The sequence below is a fragment of the Pseudomonas sp. BCRC 81390 genome, assembly GCF_030341915.1.
Taxonomy (GTDB): Bacteria; Pseudomonadota; Gammaproteobacteria; order Pseudomonadales; family Pseudomonadaceae; genus Aquipseudomonas.
This window is the reverse complement of the sequence record NZ_JATAAG010000083.1, coordinates 77688-102846: the sequence shown is the minus strand read 5'-3', so window position 1 is coordinate 102846 and position 25159 is coordinate 77688. Positions and strand designations below refer to the sequence as shown.

General features: G+C 63.6%; 16 protein-coding genes. 10 read left to right on the top strand and 6 right to left on the bottom strand.

The genetic code is table 11. The annotated features are described in order from the left end of the window. Positions 1 to 4: 4 nt before the first annotated feature. From QSV36_RS23605 to QSV36_RS23590, 4 genes are all read left to right on the top strand, one after another. A complete protein-coding gene (locus tag QSV36_RS23605) occupies positions 5 to 3184 on the top strand; it encodes an efflux RND transporter permease subunit (RefSeq protein WP_289135051.1) in 3180 nt (1059 codons plus the stop codon). After that, a complete protein-coding gene (locus tag QSV36_RS23600; RefSeq protein ID WP_289135048.1) occupies positions 3181 to 4596 on the top strand; it encodes an efflux transporter outer membrane subunit in 1416 nt (471 codons plus the stop codon). Before QSV36_RS23605 ends, QSV36_RS23600 begins: the two co-directional genes overlap by 4 nt. A 251-nt stretch (positions 4597 to 4847) precedes the next feature. After that, positions 4848 to 5903 (top strand): tetratricopeptide repeat protein, encoded by a 1056-nt coding sequence (locus QSV36_RS23595; protein WP_289135045.1) that lies wholly within the window; start codon positions 4848 to 4850, stop codon positions 5901 to 5903. 79 nt (positions 5904 to 5982) lie between these two features. Then, complete coding sequence (locus tag QSV36_RS23590) at positions 5983 to 7599, top strand: response regulator (protein WP_289135737.1); 1617 nt, start codon at positions 5983 to 5985, stop codon at positions 7597 to 7599. Positions 7600 to 7604: 5 nt separating this feature from the next. Here QSV36_RS23590 and QSV36_RS23585 read toward each other — a convergent pair whose 3' ends face one another. Then, positions 7605 to 9671 carry an ATP-binding protein gene (locus QSV36_RS23585; RefSeq protein ID WP_353853265.1) on the bottom strand — a complete coding sequence of 689 codons (2067 nt, stop codon included), beginning with the start codon at positions 9669 to 9671 and terminating at the stop codon, positions 7605 to 7607. A 195-nt stretch (positions 9672 to 9866) separates the two neighbouring features. Between QSV36_RS23585 and QSV36_RS23580 the strand changes: the two genes are divergently transcribed. After that, the gene (locus tag QSV36_RS23580; protein WP_289135038.1) at positions 9867 to 10553 is read left to right on the top strand and encodes a type 1 glutamine amidotransferase domain-containing protein; all 687 of its coding nucleotides are present in this window, start codon (positions 9867 to 9869) and stop codon (positions 10551 to 10553) included. A gap of 132 nt (positions 10554 to 10685) precedes the next feature. Next, the gene (locus tag QSV36_RS23575; protein ID WP_289135035.1) at positions 10686 to 11492 is read left to right on the top strand and encodes a CSS-motif domain-containing protein; all 807 of its coding nucleotides are present in this window, start codon (positions 10686 to 10688) and stop codon (positions 11490 to 11492) included. A 19-nt stretch (positions 11493 to 11511) separates the two neighbouring features. Here QSV36_RS23575 and hppD read toward each other — a convergent pair whose 3' ends face one another. Continuing rightward, a complete protein-coding gene (gene hppD / locus QSV36_RS23570; protein WP_289135033.1) occupies positions 11512 to 12588 on the bottom strand; it encodes a 4-hydroxyphenylpyruvate dioxygenase in 1077 nt (358 codons plus the stop codon). 298 nt (positions 12589 to 12886) lie between these two features. Here hppD and QSV36_RS23565 point away from each other — a divergent pair, with 298 nt between their 5' ends. Both QSV36_RS23565 and rarD read left to right on the top strand, forming a co-directional pair. After that, positions 12887 to 14473, top strand: coding sequence for an EAL domain-containing protein (locus tag QSV36_RS23565; RefSeq protein WP_289135030.1), 1587 nt, complete (start codon positions 12887 to 12889; stop codon positions 14471 to 14473). A 31-nt stretch (positions 14474 to 14504) separates the two neighbouring features. Further along, complete coding sequence (gene rarD, locus QSV36_RS23560) at positions 14505 to 15392, top strand: EamA family transporter RarD (RefSeq protein WP_289135027.1); 888 nt, start codon at positions 14505 to 14507, stop codon at positions 15390 to 15392. On the opposite strand, the gene QSV36_RS23555 is transcribed toward rarD, so the two are convergent. Then, on the bottom strand, positions 15355 to 16926 hold the full coding sequence (locus QSV36_RS23555; protein WP_289135025.1) for a TerC family protein: 1572 nt from the start codon (positions 16924 to 16926) through the stop codon (positions 15355 to 15357). The genes rarD and QSV36_RS23555 overlap by 38 nt on opposite strands. Before the next feature lie 279 nt (positions 16927 to 17205). On the opposite strand from QSV36_RS23555, the gene QSV36_RS23550 reads away from it, so the two are divergent. Beyond that, positions 17206 to 17814: a LysE family translocator gene (locus QSV36_RS23550; protein WP_289135022.1), complete on the top strand. Its 609-nt coding sequence runs from the start codon at positions 17206 to 17208 to the stop codon at positions 17812 to 17814. Here QSV36_RS23550 and QSV36_RS23545 read toward each other — a convergent pair. The 3 genes from QSV36_RS23545 to QSV36_RS23535 all read right to left on the bottom strand — a co-directional run bounded on the left by QSV36_RS23545 (position 17790) and on the right by QSV36_RS23535 (position 20969). Further along, positions 17790 to 18578 carry an AraC family transcriptional regulator gene (locus QSV36_RS23545; RefSeq protein WP_289135020.1) on the bottom strand — a complete coding sequence of 263 codons (789 nt, stop codon included), beginning with the start codon at positions 18576 to 18578 and terminating at the stop codon, positions 17790 to 17792. The genes QSV36_RS23550 and QSV36_RS23545 overlap by 25 nt on opposite strands. A 36-nt stretch (positions 18579 to 18614) precedes the next feature. Then, positions 18615 to 19742, bottom strand: a complete 1128-nt coding sequence (locus tag QSV36_RS23540) for a glycosyltransferase family 61 protein (protein ID WP_289135017.1) — start codon at positions 19740 to 19742, stop codon at positions 18615 to 18617. 72 nt (positions 19743 to 19814) lie between these two features. Further along, the gene (locus QSV36_RS23535; RefSeq protein ID WP_289135015.1) at positions 19815 to 20969 is read right to left on the bottom strand and encodes a GNAT family N-acetyltransferase; all 1155 of its coding nucleotides are present in this window, start codon (positions 20967 to 20969) and stop codon (positions 19815 to 19817) included. Positions 20970 to 21274: 305 nt separating this feature from the next. Here QSV36_RS23535 and QSV36_RS23530 point away from each other — a divergent pair, with 305 nt between their 5' ends. Next, positions 21275 to 25102, top strand: coding sequence for a dermonecrotic toxin domain-containing protein (locus tag QSV36_RS23530; RefSeq protein ID WP_289135013.1), 3828 nt, complete (start codon positions 21275 to 21277; stop codon positions 25100 to 25102). The last annotated feature ends 57 nt before the right edge of the window (positions 25103 to 25159 follow it).

Here is a 25159-nt window from a genome sequence, read left to right as displayed (position 1 = left end):
ACCGATGAACTTCTCGAAATTCTTCATTACCCGGCCGATCTTCGCCGCAGTGCTGTCGCTGGTGCTGCTGATCGCAGGCTCGATCTCGCTGTTCCAGCTGCCGATCAGCGAATACCCCGAAGTCGTGCCGCCGACCGTGGTGGTGCGCGCCAACTTCCCCGGCGCCAACCCCAAGGTCATCGGCGAGACCGTCGCGGCGCCGCTGGAGCAGGCCATCACCGGTGTGGAGAACATGCTGTACATGTCTTCGCAGTCCACCGCTGACGGCAAGCTGACGCTGACCATCACCTTCGCCCTGGGCACCGACCTGGACAACGCCCAGGTGCAGGTGCAGAACCGCGTCACCCGCACCCAGCCCAAGCTGCCCGAGGAAGTGACCCGTATCGGTATCACCGTCGACAAGGCCTCGCCCGACCTGACCATGGTCGTGCACCTGACCTCGCCTGACAACCGTTACGACATGCTGTACTTGTCCAACTACGCCATCCTCAACATCAAGGACGAGCTGGCGCGCCTGGGCGGCGTGGGCGACGTGCAACTGTTCGGCATGGGCGACTACTCGCTGCGCGTGTGGCTCGACCCGAACAAGACCGCTTCGCGCAACCTCACTGCCAGCGACGTAGTGGCCGCGATCCGCGAGCAGAACCGCCAGGTGGCTGCCGGCCAGCTGGGCGCCCCGCCCGCCCCGGGCTCGACCAGCTTCCAGCTGTCGATCAACACCCAGGGCCGCCTGGTCAACGAGGAAGAGTTCGAGAACATCATCATTCGTGCCGGTGCCGACGGTGAAATCACCCGCCTGAAGGACATCGCCCGGGTCGAGCTCGGCTCCAGCCAGTACGCCCTGCGCTCGCTGCTGAACAACCAGCCGGCGGTCGCCATCCCGATCTTCCAGCGCCCTGGCTCCAACGCCATCGAGATTTCCGACGAAGTGCGGGCGAAAATGGCCGAGCTGAAGAAGGACTTCCCCGAAGGCATGGACTACAGCATCGTCTATGACCCGACCGTGTTCGTCCGTGGCTCCATCGAAGCGGTGGTGCACACCCTGTTCGAAGCGCTGGTGCTGGTGGTGCTGGTAGTGATCCTGTTCCTGCAGACCTGGCGCGCCTCGATCATCCCGCTGCTGGCGGTGCCGGTCTCGCTGATCGGTACCTTCGCGGTCATGCACCTGTTCGGCTTCTCGCTCAACGCGCTGTCATTGTTCGGCCTGGTCCTGGCCATCGGTATCGTGGTGGACGACGCCATCGTGGTGGTGGAAAACGTCGAACGCAACATCGGCCTGGGCCTGAAACCGCTGGATGCCACGCAAAAAGCCATGAGCGAGGTGACCGGCCCGATCATCGCCACCGCCCTGGTACTGTGCGCCGTGTTCGTGCCTGCCGCATTCATCTCGGGCCTGACCGGGCAGTTCTACAAGCAGTTCGCCCTGACCATCGCGATCTCCACGGTGATCTCGGCCTTCAACTCGCTGACCCTGTCGCCGGCCCTGGCAGCGGTGCTGCTCAAGGACCACCATGCGCCCAAGGACCGTTTCTCGCGGTTCCTGGAAAAGCTGCTGGGTAGCTGGCTGTTCGCGCCGTTCAACCGCTTCTTCGACCGCGCTTCCAACCGCTACGTCGGTGGCGTGCGCCGGGTCATCCGCTCCAGCGGTATCGCCCTGTTCGTGTATGCCGGCCTGATGGGCCTGACCTACCTGGGCTTCTCGTCCACCCCGACCGGTTTCGTGCCGGCGCAGGACAAGCAGTACCTGGTAGCCTTCGCCCAGTTGCCTGACGCGGCCAGCCTCGACCGCACCGAGGCGGTGATCAAGCGCATGAGCGAAATCGCCCTGAAGCAGCCTGGCGTGGCCGATTCGGTAGCCTTCCCTGGCCTGTCGATCAACGGTTTCACCAACAGCCCGAACAGCGGCATCGTGTTCACCCCGCTCAAGCCGTTCGACGAGCGCAAGGACCCGAGCCAGTCGGCCGCTGCGATCGCGGCAGCGCTGAATGCCCAGTTCGCCGATATCCAGGACGCCTATATCGCGATCTTCCCGCCACCACCGGTACAAGGCCTGGGCACCATCGGCGGCTTCCGCCTGCAGATCGAGGACCGCGGCAACCTGGGCTACGAAGCGCTGTACAAGGAAACCCAGAACATCATCGCCAAGAGCCGCAACGTGCCGGAGCTGGCGGGCCTGTTCACCAGCTACCAGGTCAACGTGCCGCAGGTGGATGCGGCCATCGACCGGGAAAAGGCCAAGACCCACGGCGTGGCGATCACCGATATCTTCGATACCCTTCAGGTCTACCTGGGCTCGCTGTACACCAACGACTTCAACCGCTTTGGCCGCACCTACCAGGTCAATGTCCAGGCCGAGCAGCAGTTCCGCCTCGACGCCGAACAGATCGGCCAGCTGAAGGTACGCAACAACCTCGGCGAGATGATCCCGCTGGCGACCTTCCTCAAGGTCAGCGACACCTCCGGGCCGGACCGGGTCATGCACTACAACGGCTTCATCACCGCGGAAATCAACGGTGCTGCGGCCCCGGGCTACAGCTCTGGCCAGGCAGAAGCGGCAATGGAGAAGCTGCTGAAAGCGGAATTGCCCAATGGCATGACCTTCGAATGGACCGACCTGACCTACCAGCAGATCCTGGCGGGCAACACCGCGCTGTTCGTCTTCCCGCTGTGCGTGCTGCTGGCGTTCCTGGTGCTGGCTGCCCAGTACGAAAGCTGGAGCCTGCCGCTGGCGGTGATCCTGATCGTGCCGATGACCCTGCTGTCGGCGATTACCGGGGTGATCATTTCCGGTGGTGACAACAACATCTTCACCCAGATCGGCCTGATCGTGCTGGTGGGCCTGGCGTGCAAGAACGCGATCCTGATCGTCGAGTTTGCCAAGGACAAGCAGGCCGAAGGCCTCGACCCGCTGGCCGCAGTGCTGGAAGCCTGCCGTCTGCGTCTGCGACCGATCCTGATGACCTCGATCGCGTTCATCATGGGTGTTGTCCCGCTGGTGTTCTCCTCCGGTGCCGGCTCGGAAATGCGCCATGCGATGGGCGTGGCAGTGTTCTCGGGGATGATCGGGGTGACCGTGTTCGGCCTCTTCCTCACCCCAGTGTTCTTCTTCCTGATCCGCCGTTTCGTCGAACGCCGCCAGGCCCGCAAGGCCGAACGCGTGCACTCGCTGGAGAGCCATGCATGAACCTGCTCAAACCCTTGACCCCGAGCCTGCTGGCGCTGGCCTTGGCAGCCTGCGCGGTAGGCCCGGACTACCAGGCACCAGCCACAGAACCTGCGCAATTGGCCAGCGACGTACAGGCCAAGGCGTACGACCGTAGCCGCTTCGAAAGCCTGTGGTGGAAGCAGTTCGACGACCCGGTACTGAACCAGTTGGTGCAGGCTTCGCTGGATGGCAACCGTGACCTGCGCGTGGCCTTCGCCCGCCTGAAATCGGCCCGCTCGATCCGTGAAGACGCCGAGAACGATCAGTTCCCGGTAGTCACCAGCCGCGCCAGCAGTGATATCGGCAAGGGCCAGATCCCCGGCCAGACCACCCAGCGCGTGAACAGCGAGCGTTACGACCTGGGCCTGGACATGGCCTGGGAGCTTGACCTGTTTGGCCGCATCCAGCGCCAGATCGAAGCCAGCGAAGCCCAGGAAGCGGTGGCTGCGGCCGACCTGCAGCAGCTGCAGGTCAGCCTGATTGCCGAGCTGGTCGATGCCTATGGCCAGCTGCGTGGTGCACAGTTGCGCGAGAAGATCGCCCTGGCCAACCTCAAGACCCAGCAGGAATCGCGGGCCATCACTGAAACCCTGCGGGACGCTGGCGTCGGCAACGACCTCGATGTGGTGCGTGCTGATGCGCGCCTCGCCGGGGTCGAGGCCACGGTGCCACAGCTGCAGGCGGAACAGGCCCGTGCCCGGCACCGTATCGCAACCTTGCTTGGCCAGCGCCCCGAGGCGCTCAGTGTCGACCTGTCGCCCAAGGCCCTGCCGGCAATCGCCAAGGCGCTGCCGGTGGGAGACCCGGCAGAACTGCTGCGTCGTCGCCCGGACATCCGTAGTGCCGAGCGCCAGTTGGCGGCGGCCACGGCCAATGTCGGCGTGGCCACGGCTGACCTGTTTCCCCGCGTCAGCCTCAGTGGCTTCCTCGGCTTTACTGCCGCCCGCGGTTCGCAGATCGGTTCCTCGGCAGCCAACGCCTGGGCCCTCGGCCCGAGCATCACCTGGGCGGCCTTCGACCTGGGCAGCGTGAGGGCGCGCTTGCGCGGCGCCAAGGCCGATGCCGAAGGGGCGCTGGCCAACTATGAACAGCAGGTTTTGCTGGCCCTGGAAGAATCGGCCAATGCCTTCAGCGATTACGACAAGACCCAGCAGCGGTTGCTATCGCTGATGCGCCAGAGCGATGCCAGCCGCAAGGCAGCAGAGCTGGCTTCGGTTCGTTACCGCGAAGGTACGGTGGATTACCTGGTGCTGCTCGATGCCGAGCGTGAGCGGCTCAGTGCGGAAGATGCGCAAGCCCAGGGAGAGGTCGAGCTGTACCGCGGCATCGTCTCGATCTACAAGGCCCTGGGCGGCGGCTGGCAACCGGAAACCGTCGCCAGCGCCCGCTGATACGACCTGTTCCACGACTCCTTTGGTTGGCTCCTCCCCCAACCGTTTGCCCCGCAGGCGCAGGCCTGCGGGGCTTTTTTATGGACTGGGAGGTCTATTGGTGCGCGGGAGGGTAAGCCATGGGATGTGCATTGCCTGTAAGGCCGAGCGCCGCGCGCAAAACCCGAGCCAGGCACCTGACAGCCCCCACCCGGTTGCATTTACCCCCCACCTGCCCCAAGCTTTGCCTTCCCGCCGCCACGGATCGTCCGATGCCCAGACGCAACCGCTACCTGATCGCCCTGCTGCTGTTGATCGTGGTGTCGGCCCTGTTCGGCTACCTGTGGCGCGACGACCAGCCGCCGCCGCCAACCTTGCCTGCGCACAGCTACGCCAAGGCCTTGCGCCAGGCCCACGAAGGCCAGCCCGGCGCTGCGCGGGTGTTGTACCAGCAACTGCAACGCAACGACCTGCCTCCGGTTCGGCGTGCCGCCCTGTACGCCGAATTGCCCAATTACCCTTCACCGCAGGCGTTGAAACTCGCCCGCCAGGACCTCGAGCATGGCGACCCGCTTGTACGTCGGGCGGCCATCGCCAGCATCCGCCGCCTGCTGCCGGCGGCGCAGCGCAGCCTGGTGCTTGGCCCGCTGCTGGATGACCAGGAGCAAAGCGTGCGCTTTGCCGCCGTGGACGCCCTGCTGGGTCTCGACCCGGACGCCATCGGCCTGTATTTCGGCCCGCTGCAGGCAGCCCTCGAACAGTATCAACAGGCCTTGGAGCAACAACCCGGGGACACTGACGCCCAGGTCCACCTGGCGCGCCTGTACCTCCATGAAAACGACTACGACCAAGCCGCCGCCGCTCTGCAGCGTGCCTTGGCGATAGCCCCCGGCAACCTCGATGCCTTGGCCACCCAGGTACGCCTGCTGGAACGCCAGGGCCATCATGATGCCTCGCGGCAGGTACTGGCCAAGGCCCTGGCATTGAGTCCCGACTCGGCCTTCCTGCAGTACGAACTAGGCCTCTGGCTGAACCGTCATGAACAGCGCGAATACGCGCTGCTGGCCTTGTCCCGCGCTGTCGAGCTGGACCCGGACAACACCGACTACCGCTACACCCTGGCGGTCACCCTGCATGAGCTGGAACAGGTCGACGCCGCGCAAAAGCAGCTGGAAACCGTGCTCAATCGGCAACCGGCCAATCGCCGGGCGCGGGTGTTGCTGATCCAGTACTGGAAAGAGACCGGTCAGTTGCAGAACGTGCAGGTGCTGTTGGCGGAGCTGGAGCAGCAGAACCCGGACGACCCGGTGTTGCAACAAGGCCTGTAGGCAACGCTGTAATTCGGTTGAACCCCGCGGTCGTCTCCAAGGTCCAGTGGGTATCGGACCACCCTTGGGGGGAATCGTTTTGGTCAGTTCGTCGGCGCTGGAAGAACGTGCCTTGATCCTCGCGCCCTCGCCGTTAGCCGCAGATATCGCTCGGCTGCTCGCTTGCGCCGGCATCGACAGCCTGTGCGCGCCCGACCTGACCCGGCTACAGGCTTGTCTGGCGGAGGGCGCAGGCCTCGCGATCATTGCCGAGCAGGTATTCGACGCAGGTCCGAGCCCCTTGTTGCAGGCGTTCCTCGACCAGCAACCCGGCTGGTCGGACCTGCCTATCGTGCTGCTTGCCCAGGGTAATCGCCGCGTTACGGCTTCAGGTCACACGCCACTGGGCAATCTGATGTGGCTGGCGGTACCGTTCGAAAATGCCCAACTGCTGCAGATGGCCCAGTCCGCGCTGCGCAACCGACGCCGACAGTATCTGGTACGCGATCAGCTGCTGGATCTGCAGCTACGCCTGCAAGCGCAGGGCGTACCGCCTGGCGAGGCGCAGGAGCGCAGCGAGTTCGCCCGCTACCAGGCGCGTAAAATGGAGGCCATTGGCCAACTCGCCGGTGGGGTCGCACATGATTTCAACAACCTGCTCACCAGTATCGGCGGCAGTTTCGAGCTGATTGATCGGCGCCTGCAGCAGGGCCGTAGTGACGGCCTGGACACCATGCTGCGCATGGGCCGCGAAGCGGTGTCACGCGCCGCCCGGCTGACCCACCGCCTGCTGGCCTTCTCTTCCCGACAATCGTTGCACAGCCAGTGCATCGACCTGCACCAGTTGCTCCAGGCGAAGCGCCTGGTGGCCTGCGTGAAGCCGGCCGTGCACGTGCAGGTGGACCTTACCGAGGGGCTGTGGCCAGTAGAGGCCGATGGCCAGCAATTACAGGAGGCGCTCGACAACTTGCTGCTGAATGCCTGCGAAGCCATGCCCAGTGGTGGCCATTTGCGCATCGAGGCGACCAACCAGGCTATCGGTGCCGGGCATGTCACCGACGGCGCCCTGTGTTCCGGTGACTATGTTCGCCTGCGTATCATCGATGACGGCCAAGGCATGGCGCAAAGCACGCTGGAGCACGCTTTCGAGCCGTTCTTCAGTACCAAGGCCATCGGCCAGGGCATCGGCCTCGGCCTGTCGATGGTGTACGGTTTCAGCAAGCAGTCCCGCGGCCATGTCACCCTGCATAGCCAGATCGGCCAAGGGACCCAGGTGGAGCTGTACCTGCCGCGCCACCTGGGCCAGGCCCAGCCATCGCAGGAGCCGATATTAGCCGTGCAGGGTGGCCGGGGCCATCACGTGCTGGTGGTCGAGGACGATCCGGATGTACGCCAGTTGCTGTGCCAGGCCCTGCGCGAAGAGGGCTTTGCCTGCCACAGTGGCGCCGATGCCAATGACGGGCTGAAGGTACTGCGCTCGAACCAGCCCGTCGACCTGCTGCTCACGGATGTCGGCCTGCCCGGCATGAACGGCCGGCAACTGGCCGAGATTGCCCGCAGCCTGCGCCCGCGCTTGCCGGTTCTGTTCATTACCGGCTACGCGGAAACGGCCATGGTCCGCGACGGCTTCCTGGCCGCGGGCATGCACCTGCTGGGCAAGCCGTTCGAACTGCAGCAACTGCAGGCCCTGGTGACGCAGATTCTGGGCAGGCCCTGAGCCGTTCACTCGTCGAGCAGGCGAAGTGCCTCGTCCGCAAGGTCAACCAGCGGAAACGGTTTGTTCATCAATGCCGTGCCTGGCTGTTCGAGCAACTGCTCCTCGATCCGCTGGTCGGCGTAACCGGTGATGAACAGAATTCTCTGCTGCGGAAGCTGCATGCGCATGGCCTTGGCCACTTGTCGGCCGCTGAAACCACCCGGCAGGCCGATGTCGGTGATTACCAGGTCGAACGGGCCGTCATGGCGGAAGCGCTCCAGCGCGCTATTGGCGTCGCCCGCCTCAGTGACGTCGAAGCCACGTTCAGCCAGGTACTCGCGCATGACCGCACGCAAACCCAGCTCATCATCGACCAGCAGCAGACGCTCGCCGCATGCCATGCGCTGCGCGCGCTGGATCACCCGCGGCGCCTCGGGCAGCGGCTCATGGCACCTTGGAAAAAGCATGGAAACCCGGGTGCCCTGGTTCGGTGCCGATTCGATCCAGGCGTAGCCCCCCGACTGGCCGACGAAGCCATACACCATTGACAAGCCAAGCCCGGACCCACGCCCGATGGGTTTGCGGGTGAAGAAAGGTTCAAACGCCCTGGCAATGTCTGCTGCTGCCATGCCGTGGCCATCATCCTCGACCTGCAAGGCTACATAGTCGCCTGGCGGTAAGCCCCGCTCATCCGGGAACCAGGTCGTCAGCCGCTTATTGACGCTGCGTAACGTGACATTGCCCCGCTCAAGGCAGGCTTCGCGCGCATTGGTGCAAAGGTTGATCAAGGCATTCTCGAGCTGGACCACGTCCAGACATACCGCCCACGGTGTAACATCCAGCTGCCAGTGCAGACACATCTCTGCGCCCAATGCCCTGAGCAGCAAAGGCTCACTCAAGCGCAGCTGCCGGTTGAAATCCAGCACCTTCGGGGCCAGGGGCTGGTGGCGTGAAAACGCCAGCAGGCGATGGGTCAGCTCCATGGCGCGCTGCACCGAGTCGCGCGCTACTTCCAGATAGGCCTCGACCCGTTCCAGGCGCCCTTCCTGAAAGCGGCGCTGCAACAGTTCGAGGCTACCGCCAATACCGGACAGCAAATTGTTCATTTCGTGGCCCATGCCGCCGGCCAACTGCCCCACCACCTCCAGGCGTTGATGGTTGCGCATCAATGCTTCGGATTGACGAGCGGCTTCCTCACGGTCTTCGGTGATGTCGCGACCAACCGCGGTCAGCAGGCTGCCATCGAAACGCGCGCTCCAGCGAAACCAGTGGTAATGGCCATCGCGGTGACGCAGGCGGGTCTCGATCTGCTCGGTATTGTGGAACTGCAGGAACCCGCTGACGGCCACCTGTACTTCAGCACGGTCGGCCGGATGAACCAGGTCCAGCACCAGGGCATCGCGTACCTGCTCTTCCGTCCAGCCCAGGATGCGGTACCAGGCGGGGTTGGCGGCACACATCCTCAGTTCGGGGGTAACGGTCATCATCGCGTCACGCGACAATTGCCAGAACTGCTCGCGCTCAGCCATATGCCGTTCGATCTGCAATTCGAAACTACGTGCCTGTTCGCGCCAATGATTGTGGGCGTCGAGGTCGGCGCTGGTCTCGATCACGGTGTGCAGCAGCCCGGCAACGCTGCCCAGTTCATCGTGCAACGGGGCATACCCGAACGCGCACCAGAACGGCTGGGCATCTGCGCCGCAGGCGATACACAGCGGTGGGTCCTCGACAAAACTCGAGCGCCCCTCCAGCGCCTTGAACACCCACGGCCCCATGAGTGGCCAGACATCACTCCATAATGTATCGAAGGCCATGCCCAACGCGTCCGGAGCAACCGGTCGCAACGCCCGGTAGGCATCATTGTGCACCACGCTGAGATCGGCCCCCCAGACCACAGCACATGGGAATGGAGACAGGTGCATCATGTCGACCGCGATACGCAGCGATGCCGGCCAGCGCGGCCAAGGCCCGAGCGAAGTCCGCCCCCAGTCGAACTGCGCAATCCGTTCGGCCATCGTTTCGGCCGGCGGTGCAGCAGGTGGTTGCAGAGCCGCCTGCGACGCAGGCTCGTGCGGCGTACCGTTTGCGACCAATTATCCTCACCCCCGCTGTGCTCAAGGCTGATCATCGGCATCACCGCCCGCGGCGGGCTCGCCCATGAGTGCTGTTCAAGTTAGCACAACGCACACCAGGCGCTATGACGCACCAGCAGCGGACAGCTATGCTCATTAGGTTTTTCCCGGGCCAGGGAGCAACGGCCCATTCAGGTTGCCAATGGGAGCGTGGTCATGAGCAAGAAAATGCTGGTGGTGCTGACCAATACGGCCAAGTATCCGACCCTCAAGCGGCCAACCGGATTGTGGCTGGGGGAAGCCGTGCACTTTGTCGAACAGGTCGAAAAGGCTGGCTACACGGTCGATTATGTGAGCCCCCTGGGTGGATACGTGCCCATCGACCCGCACAGCCTGCAAATGGCCCCTGACCTGGACTGGCAGTGGTATGACGACAAACGCTTCATGACCCGCCTGGGTAACACCTTGAGCCCTGGCCAGGTGAAGGCCACCGAGTACAGCGTCATCTACTACACCGGCGGCCATGGAGTAATGTACGACTTTGCCGATAACCAGCCGCTGCAGGGGCTGGCGCGCCAGATATATGAGAACAGCGGGATTGTTGCTGCAGTCTGCCACGGTGTTGTCGGCCTGCTGAACGTCAAGCTCAGCGACCACCGACTGTTACTGAAGGAGCGCAAGGTGACGGGCTTTTCCAACACCGAGGAGAAGCTCGCCGAGCTGGACAACGTGGTCCCGTTTCTGACGGAGAACGAGCTGGTTGCCCGTGGCGGCCACTACAGCAAGCATGAGGACCCATGGATGCCCTACGTGGTCGCCGACGATCGGCTGATAACCGGGCAGAACCCGGCCTCCACCGCCCTGCTGGCCGAGCAGGTATTGGCGAAATTGAAGCAGAGGTGAAGCTGACAACGAGCTTCGACTTTTCTGTAAAGACGCAACACTTGTCGCCTACAGCCGAAGTGTCATCAAGCACATAGGATCACTGCTGACCTGTTTACCCCGAACAACAAAGGTCAACGGAGCGGCACGCCTATGGCAACTATCATGATTCAAACTATCAATTGGCGGAAACTGTTGCTGATTCTGGCCATCGGCGTCATACCCGTGCTATCCGGGTTGCTGATGATGGATTATCAACTGGAAAGGAAACTTGAAGAGAATGCCCAGGTTTCCGTTCAGGAGGCAGTTTTCAGCATCGACCAGGCGCTGGGCCGCATGGAGTCCAGCCTGGAGACAATCCTGCCGCTGGCCGGCAAGCCCTGCGCCGAAGTGCTGGATGCGTTGGACCAGAGCGTCGCCAGCGGCCCACACCTTCGCTCATTGGCGCTGACCCGTGGGAAACAAGCGTATTGTGCGACGGACATGGACCCCTTGGAGTACCTCTCCGCTTTTTCCGAGTCCGGACAGCAGGTGAAGCTGGCATTCGACGTCCCTTCGTCGCCCAACGCGGCAATCATCAAGCTCCAGAAACCGCACAGCGATCCCGGTGTCGTCGCAACAGCCTACGGTCGCTTGCTACGCGACGAACTTCGCGGGTTCCAGGACGGCCTGACCTTGTTGCTGGAATTCGACGACAAATACATCTGGAGCGACGGGGATAGCCGCGACGCACAACGCCCTTCGCAAGCCGAATACAACCAGCGAGCAGTATCGGAAAAATATGGCTACATGGTGATCGGTGGCTACGCCAAAGGCTATGCAGCGCAGGAGTTTCGCCTTTCCCTGCATCAGGTACTCCCCTCGCTGGTACTGGTCGGGGTCGCCAGCATGTTCTTTACATACCTGGGCCTGGCCAGAACGCGCAAGACAAAGGGTAACACCGCCGCCATCGATTCATGACGGCGGTTCCCTCGGGCTATCAGTCGGTAGTCAGTACACCACGGCGTACCTGGTCACGCTCGATGGATTCGAACAGCGCCTTGAAGTTGCCCTCACCAAAGCCATCATCGCCCTTGCGCTGGATGAACTCGAAGAACACAGGGCCGAGCAGTGTTTCCGAGAAGATCTGCAATAGCAGCCGTTTGTCTTCAGGTTGCGAAGCACCATCAAGCAAGATGCCCCGTGCTTGCAGCTCATCGACTGGCTCGCCATGGCCTGGCAGACGCTCTTCGAGCATTTCGTAATAAGTCTGCGGCGGTGCAGTCATGAAGCGCATGCCAAGGCCTTTCAGGGCATCCCAGGTCTTGAGCAGGTCGTCGGTCAGGAACGCCACGTGCTGGATGCCCTCGCCGTTGAACTGCATCAGGAACTCCTCGATCTGCCCGGCGCCCTTCGAAGACTCTTCATTGAGCGGGATGCGGATCATGCCATCCGGTGCGGTCATGGCCTTGGAGGTCAGCCCGGTGTATTCGCCCTTGATATCGAAGTAACGGATTTCACGGAAGTTGAACAGTTTTTCGTAGAAGCCGGCCCAGTACGCCATGCGCCCGCGATAGACGTTGTGCGTGAGGTGATCGATGATCTGCAGGCCGGCACCCACCGGGTTACGGTCCACACCTTCGATGAACTTGAAGTCGATATCGTAGATCGAGCTGCCCTCTTCGAAGCGGTCGATCAGGTACAACGGTGCACCACCGATACCCTTGATGGCCGGGAGGCGCAGCTCCATCGGCCCGGTTTCGATTTCCACCGGCTGGGCGCCCAGCTCCAGCGCACGGGCATAGGCCTCATGGGCGTTGCGCACGCGGAACGCCATGCCACACACCGAAGGGCCATGCTCGGCGGCGAAGTACGAGGCGATGCTCTTGGGTTCGTTGTTCAGGATCAGGTTGATGCCACCCTGGCGATACAGGTGCACATCCTTGGAGCGGTGGGTAGCCACCTTGGTGAAGCCGAGCATCTGGAATACCGGCTCGAGTACGCCAGGCGTCGGCGAAGCCAGTTCAATGAATTCGAAGCCCATCAGGCCCATTGGATTGTCGAAGATATCAGCCATGTTCGTGTCCTCATCTGCAGCGAAAATTTATAGGTTGCGCGGGATGTCGAACAGAAATGGCGGTGAGCAGGGAATTCCACGCACGCTGCGGGCGAGGAAGTCACCTATGATCAGCTTGAACCCATGATATGTCATATGGACCCATTCTCGGCGGGCTTGATCCTTCGGCATTGAAGGACCTTATTGTTGTATTCGTAAATCGATTCTACAGGGCGTAAAAACGTTTGTCGCGTTTTAGTTACTCGCGGGTGCCGACAAACGGCTATCCTCTCGTTATTGTTCCTGCAGATCAGTCAGTATGCCCCTTACCGCCAAACGCCGCGCCGGCCTTACCTGGCGCACCCTGCTGCCCTGGGTCGTCGGCGCGCTGCCGGTGATAGGCGGCCTGGCCGTGATGAACTGGCAGATCGAACGCGAAATGCAGGCCAGCAGCCAAGCCACCACCCATCTGGTGGTGGCGCATGTCGAACGTATTCTCGACAACCTGGCCAGCGCTGCCGATGCCCTGCTGCCGCTTGCCGGCAGCCCATGCCAGCAGGTCAAGCTCAGATTGCGCGCCGAGGTCACGCGCAACGCCTTTGTTCGCTCGACCAACCTGGTCAGGGACAACACCCTGTATTGTTCCTCGCTGTTCGGCGACTTCGACGAGCCGGTCAACGCCGGCGACTACGCCGACGGCAAGTTATGGCTGATGGATGGCAACTCGGTCACCCCGGGCCACCCGCTGCTGGTCTACCGCGTCAGCAAGGGGGACCAAGGCGCGATCAGCACGGTGGACGGTGAGCACCTGCTCACGGCGCTGCGCCTGATTGGCCCTGACGAAGTGCTGCAGCTTCGCGTGGGCAATGCCTGGCTGGGCAAGGATGGCATCGTACGCCAGGGCCAGCCACCTGCCGCGGCCAAGGCCAATGTGCAGTTTGGCTCGACACGCTACCCGTTCAGCGTGCAGGGTGGCTATGGCAGTGACAGGCAAGGCCAGCTCTGGCGCAGCCACTACCCCGCCCTGTTCGGCTTGCTGCTGGTGCTGGGTGCGGTTTCTGCGCTGGTGTGCCGCTGGCAGATACGCCGGATCACCTCGCCCCGTGCCGAACTGCGCCGTGCCTTGGAGGCCGACGAATTCCTGCCGTATTTCCAGCCGGTGGTACGCAAGGATGACTACCGTTGGGCCGGCGCCGAAGTGCTGATGCGCTGGAACCACCCCCAGGAAGGCCTGGTGAGACCCGACCTGTTCATCCCTTATGCCGAACACAGCGGGCAGATCGTCGCCATGACCCGCGCCCTGATGACCCACACTGCGCAGAGCCTGGCGCCCTATGCCGGGCTGCTGGACGACGGCTTTCATATCGGCATCAACATCACCGCCGACCATTGTCGCGACTTCAGCCTGCTGGACGACTGTCGTACCTTCCTCCAGCATTTCCCGCCTGGCCGGGTGGTGCTGACCCTGGAGCTGACCGAGCGCAAGCTGATCGAGGCCACTCCTGTGACGCTGGAACTGTTCGAAAAGCTGGACGCCATGGGGGTGAAAATTGCCCTTGACGACTTCGGTACCGGCCAGTCCAGCCTCAATTACCTGCGCCAGTTCAAGGTCGACTACCTGAAGATCGACCAGAGCTTCGTCGCCATGATCGGTGGTGACGCGCTGTCGGTGCATATCCTCGACACCATCGTCGAGCTGTCGGCCAAGCTGGGCCTGGGCATCGTCGCCGAGGGCGTGGAAACCGAAGCCCAGCGCGACTACCTGGCCCGTCACCAGGTGGACTACCAGCAGGGCTACCTGTACGCCAGGCCCATGCCGGCGGCCGCGTTCCTCGAAGCGCTGGCTGCCCATGCGAGCGCATCGCGGTTGCCGCAAGCTGCGCCCCCTGAGATCATGCGCGGCTGATCCAGTCGCTCAACTCCAATTCGAGGCATTCGTGTCAAAAGGCATTTTCTCGTCGGTCATGGCGTCCTGTCTGTTCGCCGTGATGTACTTCTATACCTCATTGCTGTCGCCACTCGATGGCGAAGAGATCTTCGGCTGGCGCACCCTGTTGACCCTGCCCTGCCTGACCCTGTTCATGCTTGTCTCGAAAGACTGGAAGCGGGTCGGTGAACTGCTTGCCCGGGTAAAGCGCACGCCGCTGCTGGCGCTGGGCATGCTAGGCACCTCGTGGCTCATGGGCGTGCAACTGTGGCTGTTTCTCTGGGCGCCCCTGCATGGGCGCAGCCTGGAAGTGTCGATGGGCTATTTCCTGCTGCCATTGGCCATGGTCCTGACCGGGCGACTGGTGTATGGCGAGCGGCTGTCGCGCCTGCAAAAGGTAGCGGTGGCCTGTGCCGCGCTGGGCGTGGGGCACGAACTGTTCCAGCATGGCAGTTTTGCCTGGGAAACCCTGGTGGTCACGATCGGCTACCCGATCTACTTCGTCTTGCGCCGGCGCTGCCGTACCGACCACCTGGGCGGCCTGTGGTGCGACATGTCCCTGCTGTTGCCCTGGGCGTTGTATTTCGTTATCCAGGGCCCGCTGTCCACAGCCGACTTGCAGGCCCACCCCGGCTTATATGCATTGATCCCGGTCCTTGGTGCAATCAGCGCCTCGGCGCTGATTGCCTACGTGCTGGCCAGCCGCTTGTTGCCCTTCAGCCTGTTCGGCCTGCTCAGCTATGTCGAACCGGTGCTCCTGGTAGGCGTGGCTTTGCTGCTCGGTGAAACCATCGGCCCGGACCAATGGTTGACCTACCTGCCAATCTGGGCCGCGGTGCTGGTGCTGGTCCTTGAAGGTATCAGGCACCTGCTGCGTCAACGTCGCCGTTCGGTGTAAGCCGGACCTGGCGCACGCGCCGTTCTTCCACCGCCTCCACGGTCAGCGTCCAGCCATTCCAGGCCAGGCGATCGCCAACCACCGGCAAGCGGTCAAGCAGGCTCATCACCAGGCCCGCGAGGGTCTGGTAGTCCTCGGTGGCGCGGGCGCTGAAACCGGTGCGCGCCTGCACCTGGCTCAGGTTCACTGCACCGCTGACCACGAAGCCCGCACCGTCCTCGACGATGCCCGGCCCTTCAACCTCGCTGGCATCGGGCAGTTCACCGGCAATCGACTCGAGGATATCGGTCATGGTCAGCAGGCCGGCAAAATCACCGAACTCGTTGACCACGAAGGCAATGTGCGTGGACTGGCCACGCATCTGTTCCAGCGCGTTGAGAATGCTGAAGCTCTCCAGCAGGTTCAACGGTGCCCGTGCCATGCCTTCCAGGTCCGGCTGCTTGCCCGACAGCAGCTCCTTGAGCAGTTCCTTCTTGTGCACGAAGCCCAGCGGCTCGTCCACCCGGCCATCACGGATCAACGGCAGGCGCGAGTACGGCGAGTTGGCCAGGGCCTGGGCAATGGCGTCGGCCGGCTGCGCCAGGTCGATCACAGCGACTTCGGCGCGGGCGGTCATCACCGTGCGGATCGGCCGCTCGGCCAGGTTCAGCACGCCGCTGATCATCACCCGCTCGCGGCGGTCGAACACGACCTGTTCCCCACTGCCGTCGACCAGATCGGCGATCTCCTCACCCACCTCGTCAGCCTCGACCCGGCGGCCACCCAGCAGGCGCAGCACGGCATGCGCAGTACGCTCGCGCAGCGGCCGATGCTGCTGCAGGCTGCGCTTGCGGCGGGCACGGGCCAGCTGGTTGAACAGCTCGATCAGGATGGAGAAGCCGATCGCCGCGTACAGGTAGCCTTTTGGAATGTGGAAGCCCAGACCTTCGGCGGTCAGGCTGAAACCGATCATCATCAGGAAGCCCAGGCACAGCATGATCACCGTGGGGTGGGCGTTGACGAAGCGGGTCAGCGGTTTGCTGGCGACAATCATGATGCCGATCGAGAAGACCACCGCGATCATCATCACCGACAGCTGTTCGACCATGCCCACAGCGGTGATCACCGCGTCCAGCGAAAACACCGCGTCGAGCACCACGATCTGCGCCACGATCGGCCAGAACGCGGCATGCCGTACCGCGCCGCTGGCCTGGGCCACATGGCCTTCCAGCCGTTCATGCAGCTCCATGGTGGCCTTGAACAGCAGGAACACACCGCCGAACAGCATGATCAGGTCACGGCCGGAGAAGCTCCTGTCGAACACCTCGAACAACGGCGCGGTCAAGGTGACCATCCAGGAAATGCTGGCCAACAGGCCCAGGCGCATGATCAGCGCCAGGCTCAGGCCGATCACCCGCGCGCGGTCGCGCTGATGCGGTGGCAGCTTGTCGGCGAGGATGGCAATGAACACCAGGTTGTCGATACCCAGCACCAGCTCGAGGACGATAAGCGTCAACAGGCCCAGCCAGGCCGTGGGGTCGGCTAGCCATTCCATTAGCGGATACTCATGTGGGCAGCGTCACGAGGACGGGGGAAGGGAGGCCGTGCAGGCCGGAAACTGGGGGGCTCCGCAAAGGTGCTCATATAGACCTTGATTGCAAGTAGGGAACAGGATCGTACAGCCTGAACCAGTCACCTCGATAACGGAAAACTATTACAAAACCTGTAACAAGCTCGCCGGCGCGAACGCACTGGGCACTGGGTACTTTTCTTCAATATCAACGCCTGTCGATAGCCGAGGATAACAGCCTCCCCCTAGCAAACGGAGCTCCACATGAGCCTGTCCCTGTCCATGGCCGCCTTCGTACTGGCAGCTTCGATTTCCCCTGGCCCGGTCAACATCGTCGCGCTGGGCAGCGGCGCCCGCCATGGCCTGCGCGCCAGCCTGGCGCATGTAGCCGGCGCCACGCTGGGCTTCTGCCTGCTGCTGGTACTGGTCGGCCTGGGTGTGCACCAATTGCTGTTGCGCTGGCCGCTGCTGGGCCTGCTGTTGCACTGGGGCGGTGTGGCGTTTCTGCTGTACATGGCGTGGAAGCTGGCCAGCGACGACGGGCAACTGGGCAGCACCCACCTGCTGCGGGCGCCTTCGGCGTGGCACGGTGCAGCGATGCAATGGCTCAACCCCAAAGCCTGGCTGGCAGCAGTGGCCGGCGTCGGCGCCTACACCGGCGATGAGCAACAGTTGCTGTGGCTGTTTGCCTGGATCTACGGACCGATCTGTTTCCTCTCGGTAGCCAGCTGGGCATGGGCTGGCAGCGTGATTCGGCAGTACCTGGGAGACCCTCGGCACCTGCGCCTGCTGAATCGGGGCCTGGCGGTGTTGCTGCTGGCCAGCGCGGTCTATCTGCTCATGCAAGGTCAGCAAGCGGCAGCCTTGCGGTAATGCCCGGGGGTCGTCGCCAGGTGCTGCTTGAAGGCCCGCTGCAGGTGCGCCTGGTCGGCAAACCCGGCCTCCTGCGCAACCTCGGCAATCGCCCGCCCTTGGCGCAACTGCGCCCTGGCCAGTTGCACGCGCTGGTCGAGCAAGTAGCCGTGCGGTGTCAGGCCGAAGCGCTGGCGGAACGCCCGGATCAGGTACGAGCGTGACAGGCCGCAGGCTGCACAGATGTCTTCCAGGCTCAGCGGGTCGCAGCGATGGGCCCGTATGAAGGCTGCCGCGGTGTCCAGCCGCGGGTTAGCTGCGTCGTGCACGTCGGCGCTACCAGCCTCGAGCAGCGACGGCAACGCGGCAAACAGCGTCGCCAGACGGTGTTCCCGGTCTGCCAGGCTGGCGTCGAAAAGGTCGGCGAACAGCTGCAACAGCCGTCGGTACAGCGCTGGCGAGCGGCTCCAGGCCTGGGCCGGCAAGGTAAAACCCTGTGCGTGCAGCCAGGGCAAATCGACGAACAGCATCAGGTACGACCACGGTTCCCCTGCAATGGGATTGCAGGCGTGCACCACGCCTGGGTTCATCAGCACCGTGGTACCGGCCTCCACCTCGATGTGCCGGTCGCCGTTCCGGTAGGTACTGCGCCCTCCGGTGATCACCCCGAGGGAAAAGCTCTCGTGGGAATGCGCGGCATAGCACACCTGGCGCCCGTCCCCTACCCGTCGGGCTTCGACGAAGGGCAACGCCGGATCGCGCCAGAACCTTGATACTTCGATCATCCCCCGCCTCGCTCGCCGCTGTCATGCATCCGGATACTACACACTTTGCCGGGGGAACAGGTCGAGCGTCCGTTCCACTTCGCCGATATCGATGGTGAAACCATCGCCTTCCGGGGTCCCGACCACAAAGCCGAAATGCTGGCCGTCACGGTCCGTCAGGTATTTGTAGTAGCTGACGAACCGGTTCGGCGGCTGCAAAGTCAGCAGACAACCGCCGGGTTGCAGTACGTTCACGCCATGCACCAGCTGGCTACCCTCCACCCCCATCACCACCCTCGCCCCGGCGCAAGCCGCCACGATACCGGGTACATCGCACTTCAGCGGATTGACGATGCGGAAGCCGCGACTGGCCCGCAAGTGCTCGGCCAACGCCAGCTCATTGCGCAACAGGCGCAAGTCGCCATCCCCCCCGCGCAACAGGAACACCCCAGGGTGCGGGGCATGCGCCACGTGCGCCAGCAATTTGTCGCCTATGGCCCGGTAGCGGGCACTTCGATTGCGGTTGTTGGCCTGGTCTTCGAATAGGACCAGTTCACGCAAGAATGCGCTGCGCAGGCGCAGCGGTTTCATCTCCAGCCAGTCTTCATAGGCCGGTGCCTGGGTATACAACGGGAACCTCGCCGAAGGCGCGGTGGTCACCGGTACGCCCTCGTTACAGGCCAGTGCATAGGTCGGGCAGTCTTCGGTCAGCCAGTTGCCGAACCAGGTATTGCCGTTCTGCGTGCAGTAGATCGCCGCGCGATCGACTTCGTGGTCCACGCTGATGGTCGGAAAGGTGCTTGGCTTCAGCGACAACCAGTGGCTGGCCCGGCCCTTGTATAATGCCCCTTCGACCAGCCACACATCCTTGATCAGGTAACCGCGGGTAGGCGCTTGCTGCAGGCTGATGCCGCCCTGCATGGTCGGCCCCGGATGCACGTACGGATAAAAGCGCTTGCCCTCCCAGCCGGTCACCCGCTCCAGCTGGCCTGGCAGGTAGAAGGCCGATGGAGAGACCGTAAGCTCACCAGGAGCGATCTCCCAGCTCTTGGCCGCCACGCTCCTGAGGTCGATGTTGCTGCGCCTGCCCAGCCGTTTACGCAGCATGTAGCGGTAGGCAGCCAGGGTCCAGGTGTGTTGCCGGGCGAGCGGCGATGCACTGAACTGCGAGATGTCGCTCTCCATGAAGCGTCCTCCCTTGGTGACGAAGCCATAAGCCTGGCACGGCGCGGCCGCTCACCGCAGCCTCGGCAGCTTTCAGCTGCACATGACCCGCTCCAGGGTAGGCGGTGACTGCAGAACGGCGTAACGATTGCGCAAGATTTCCAGGAATGATTCGCCCGCGCCGTTACTGCCATAGAGATAGATCTTGTGCACGCCGCCAAACACCATTTCCTGATAGCGGCTTGCCACTTCCTCGTCACTCGGGCCGTCGGGCAACCCCAGGTGCAAGGTGAGCTTGTCACCTTCCACCGCAAACATCGGTGTGTCCCAGAGGAACTTCGCCGTGCCGGTCCTGGGCAAGCGGACAAACAGATAGGCATGGTTGCCCAGCGAATCGATATCGCCGCCGCGACGGCGCTTCCATTTCAGCAAACCGTCATCCGGGCGCGCCAGGCAAAGGCCGATGTCGTAGTAATCAAACCCCTGCTGCAGTGCCCACTCCAGTGCCATGAACGTGGTGATGGAGTTCACCTCGCGCAACGTGCGCGCGTCGGAGAACACCGCCTGGCAGTAACCGAAACGCAATGTGCTCCAGTAACGTTTGCCAGCACGCACTACTTCGCAGCCCAGATGGCAACCAATCACCTCGTCACCGCAGGTGATCAGATCGAGCCGGCCGACGCTTTTGGCGATACGAAATACTTCCGCCGTGGGGAACTGTGCCGCATGAATACCCTGCCTGGCGCTGGCATACGGGCGCAGAAGATCACGGTCGGCCATGGCGATCTCCTCGTCCGTCAAGGCCTGGCGCATGCGGTATCGCGGGCGATGCTTGCGAATGCTCCGCCTGAGTTCGCTGTCGTAACGCGCCGTGATGTCCTCCAGTGCACGGCCCAGCGGCACCACTGCGCTCAGGTAGTGCGGTACTGACAATGCCCCTGCGGTGGGCATTTCGCTGACCACCACCACATGACTGGCCGGCGTCGTCGCGCTTGTACTGTCAACGATGCCGGCACTGCCCTGGCCCTTGCCGGCGATCAGCAGCTTGGCCATCTCCCTTTGCTGCTTGCGGCCGACATAGACAATTTCGTACGGGCTTTCCTGCTGCAGGCGGAACCTGGCGACTTCCCAGCGCCAGAAACAGGCACGCGCCAGCACTTCACGCACTTGGCTGGCCAAGTGTCTCATTTTGTAGCGTATCGAGGGCGACAGGTGTTTTCGCGCCAATGCCGTCAAGGTCGCTTTCATTTTTTGTTCGACGTCCTTTGAAGTGCACTTGGTCCATCGGAAAAGAACAATTGTTGTTACCGGATACGCGCGCTTTATTCACAAAGCCGGCTATCGATTCAATTTAAGGTGCGCATAAACCGTTTCGCAAGCAGCACCCGATTGCATTTCCTGACACCTGTCCACGCGCCTGCAACAGTTCATGGCGCCAAATTTCCTGCCGCGGTGATCGCTCCTGGATACCTGCCGCTCACGCGTTATTCCGCTACCACCTAGCAATCGAGAAATAACGTTTGATGCCTTCTTTGCCTAGAAGGAGCATCGTCATGCGCGCCAGCAACCCCCATCAATCCATGCTCGAAGCGCAACTGCCGCGCTGGGCCCACCAGGCGACAGCCGAGCAGTGGGCCGCGTTACAACTGACCCAGGTCTCCCCGTGGCAGGCACAGGACTGGTTCGCCAATTCTCCCCCAGACCTGCGCCAGGCCGTGCACGCCAGCAGCACGCGCCTGCTGCGAGCGCAAGCGGCCCTGGCCCACTCACTGAAAGGCTTGAAACAGATCACTGAATTCGCTGAACCCTTGCTCCAGGACCGCCTGGCCGAACAAGGCATTCACGCCCCCCCGCGCACCGCCGAGCTACTGCGGGTCGAGCGCAGCTGGCATTGGGTTGGCCTGCGCTATCTCTATCATCATCAGCGCCATAACCTGCTCCAGGCCGCCCTGCAGAACTTCGCCGACGACGAGGCGTTCACCCCCGAGAGTGCCATTGCCCTGAGCGGCAACATCCAGGTAACGACGGTTGAAGTGCAAGGTTCGGTAACATTGGGCATGCAGGTACCCGCGGCCCGCTTTCCGCTACAGTCCGAGCGCTACCGGGTGGAGCGCCTGCCGCTGGTACCCGCCGCCTTCGCCACACTGTGCCGTGAACTGGACCTGGGCGGTGCGTACCAGGCCCACCTGGAACACTGCTTCGCCCGGCCCGCTACGCGCGCGCTGGCCATCCAGGTGCAAAAGAACCGCTTGCGCCTGGCCGCCGACCTTGCCTACCTGCGGCATCTGGTCGATGGCAGCACGCGTGATCAGGTCGAGCGGCTGTTGCAGGGCGGCGAGGTGAAGTGCTGGCAGCTGGCGCTGTTCGGCACCACCCTGCACGACGTCATGTTGATCGACGCAGGCCGCGCGGGGCTGGCGCTGTACCTGCCCGGCCATGACCCGGCACTGCGGCAATGCCACAACCTGGACGCGGTGCACGAGGCACTGGCGACCTTGCTGCTGGAAGCCGATGCCCGCCAGGCTTTCACGGCCTACATCAGCCAGGACCAGCGCGCGCACTTTCTCGACCTGCTGCAGCAGAACCTCGACGCTGCCGGCAACACAGCCTTCGACCGCACCTGGCAGCGGGCCGCGCACGCAGACCTGCGCCCCACACGCCTGGCCTTGGCGGCCGAGCCTTTCGGCCACTGCCAGGACCTGCACCTGGCCCGCCTCAAGCACGAAGCCAGCCTGCTGGCGGTGCCGACCGCCGCAGCCGATGCCAACGCGCGGGCCAGACGCCTGGAGGAATGGGCAAGCCTTGGCCTGGATGTACTGAACATTGCCGGGTTCTTCATTCCGTCAGTCGGTACCCTGATGCTGGCCGTTACGGCCTGCCAACTGCTTGGCGAAGCCTTCGAGGGCTACGAGGCCTGGCAGGAAGGCGACCGCCACCTGGCACTGCGCCACCTGGAGGCGGTCGGGCTGAACCTGGCCCTGCTCGGCGGCTTCGCGGCAGTGGCCAAGGGCGTACCCAAGCTGTTCAACAGCCCATTGATGGAAAGCCTCCAGCAGGTACGCGGCAGCGATGGACGCTACCGGCTCTGGAATGAAGACCTCACCCCCTACCGCAGTGCCGTGCTGCTGCCGGAAAACCTGCGGCCCAATCCACTTGGCCAATATCGCTACGAGGGTCGCCATTTCATCCGTATGGATGGCCATCTCTTCGAACAACGGTTCGACAACGACTTGCAGCAATGGCGGGTCGTTCACCCGCAGACGCCGGACGCCTGGCAGCCACCACTGACGCACAACACCGAAGGTGCCTGGCGCGGCCAGCATGAACAACCCGGCCAGTGGCCATTCGCGAAGCTGGCGCGCCGTCTTGGCGAGGCCTACGCCGCCTTCACCCCGGGCCAGTTGACGCAGGCTGGGCGGCTTTGCGGCATCGACGCCGCGCTCTTGCGCCGTGTGCACCTGGAAGGCTTGCCCACGCCCCCGCTGTTGCTCGATACCCTGCAACGCATGGCGGCACAGGCCGAAGTCGCCGCTTTGGCGGACAACGCCCCGCCGGGCCTGTTCGAGCTGCTTTACAACGGCAGCACCCCGCCCATCCCGTCAACGCAGAAACTGCTCGACGCCTACCCGCGGCTTTCCCCTGCCCTGGCCAGGCGCCTGCTGGCACCGCTGGACGAAGCCGAAATGCTCGCCTGGCAACAGAGCAGCCAGCTACCTGCGCGGGTTCGCCAGACTCTGGAGCAGGTGCACAGCGAGCTGCCGCTGGTACGCGCGCTGGAAGGCGTGCTGCAGCCGGCCCACGCCAGCAGCGACAGCGAGCGCCTGCTGTTCAGCGCACTGGATGCGATGCCCGGCTGGCCTGAGCAGCTGCGCCTGGAGTTGCGTGGCGCCAGCCCAACAGGCCCTCTCCTGGATCAGGTCGGCAGCGACCAAGCCCCCACCCTGTGCCGGGTGATCAAGACAGCCGACGGTTATGAGGCCAACCTGGGCGAGCACCCAGCGGCTGCTGCGCGCGACCCAGACCTGTGCCGCGCGGTAGAACAGGCCCTGCCGCGCTCGCAACGCCGGACGCTGGGTTTCCCCACCGACGATGGCAGCACGCTACGCCAGCGGGTGCTGGCTTGGGCCGAACAGCACAGGGCGACACTGGCGCAGCGCTTGTGGGGGCACCGGGCGTTGCTGCGCAGGCCCAAGGGTGGCTTGTACGGCGGCCGGCCACTTGCCCCCGAACCGCATCAGCCACGCCTGGCAGGCTCGCTGATCGGGGCCTATCGCCGCCTGTACCCCGACGCCACCGACCAGGAATTCGAAGCCTGGCTCGGCAACGACGAAGACAACCCGTACCTCGATGACCTTCGCTCCCCCACACAGCGGCTGCGCGACCTGCAGCAGCGTCTGGACACCCTGCGTCGCGACCTGCAGGAATGGGCCCGGCCCGACCCGCAGCGCGCCCACCAGCGACACCGGGCCATCCGCCCGGTTCTCAACGCCTGGCAGCGGCTGTCGAGCGTAGCGCTGGAAGGCGGTGGCCGCCTGTACAGCCTGGACCTGTCCGGCCTGGAGCTGGACAACCAGGCCCTGGCCAGCCTGCCCTTGCCCGATGACTTCGCCCATGTGGAGCACCTGTCATTGAGCGACAACCGTTCCCTCAGCCAGTTGCCGGCCAGATTCTACCAACGCTTTCCCAACCTCAAGCGCCTGCTGCTGACCGATTGCCGGTTCGACACATTGCCCCGCCTGGGCGACCCTGCCCAACTCAGCTGGTTGGATATGGAAGGCAACCGCATCACCTGGGACGCCCAGGCCCAGCAAGCGCTGGACAGCTGCTTGGGCCTTGCGGTCCTCGACCTGTCGGGCAACCCCTTGCTACACGCCCCGGACCTGCGTGGGCTGGCCTTGCTGAAAACGCTGTTCCTGAACAACTGTGCGCTCAGCGAATTGCCCCAAGGCCTGGAGCTGGTAACCGAGCCGATCATTCTCGACATTAGCGACAATCAGCTGCTGCGGCTGCCAGAAGGTTTCAACGTGCCCCGGCCAGTCGCAGACGCCTTGCGCCTGGAAAGCGACTGGCTGGGTGCTCCGGTACTTGCCCAGATCGAAACCTACAACGCCATGCACCAGGTGGACCTACTGGTGTGCGAAGGTGACTACCTGGAGTTCTTCGAGCAGACCGGCCCGGCCGAATCGGCGCTGTGGCAGCGATTACCGCTGCAGTACCGCCGCGATCTCAGGCCCTTGCTTGAACGTGAACCGTTCCTGTCGCACCCGCGCCAGGCCCGTGCAGAGTTCTGGCGACGCCTGGCCCTGCTCGACGCAGCCCCCGCCCTGCGCCAGCAATGGTTGACGCACCCGACGTACGACCTGTTCAACCTGCCGCTTTGACATGGCCCGGGTGCCTGCCTGAGCAACAGGCAGGCACTTGCGGCCAGGTTGGGCCAG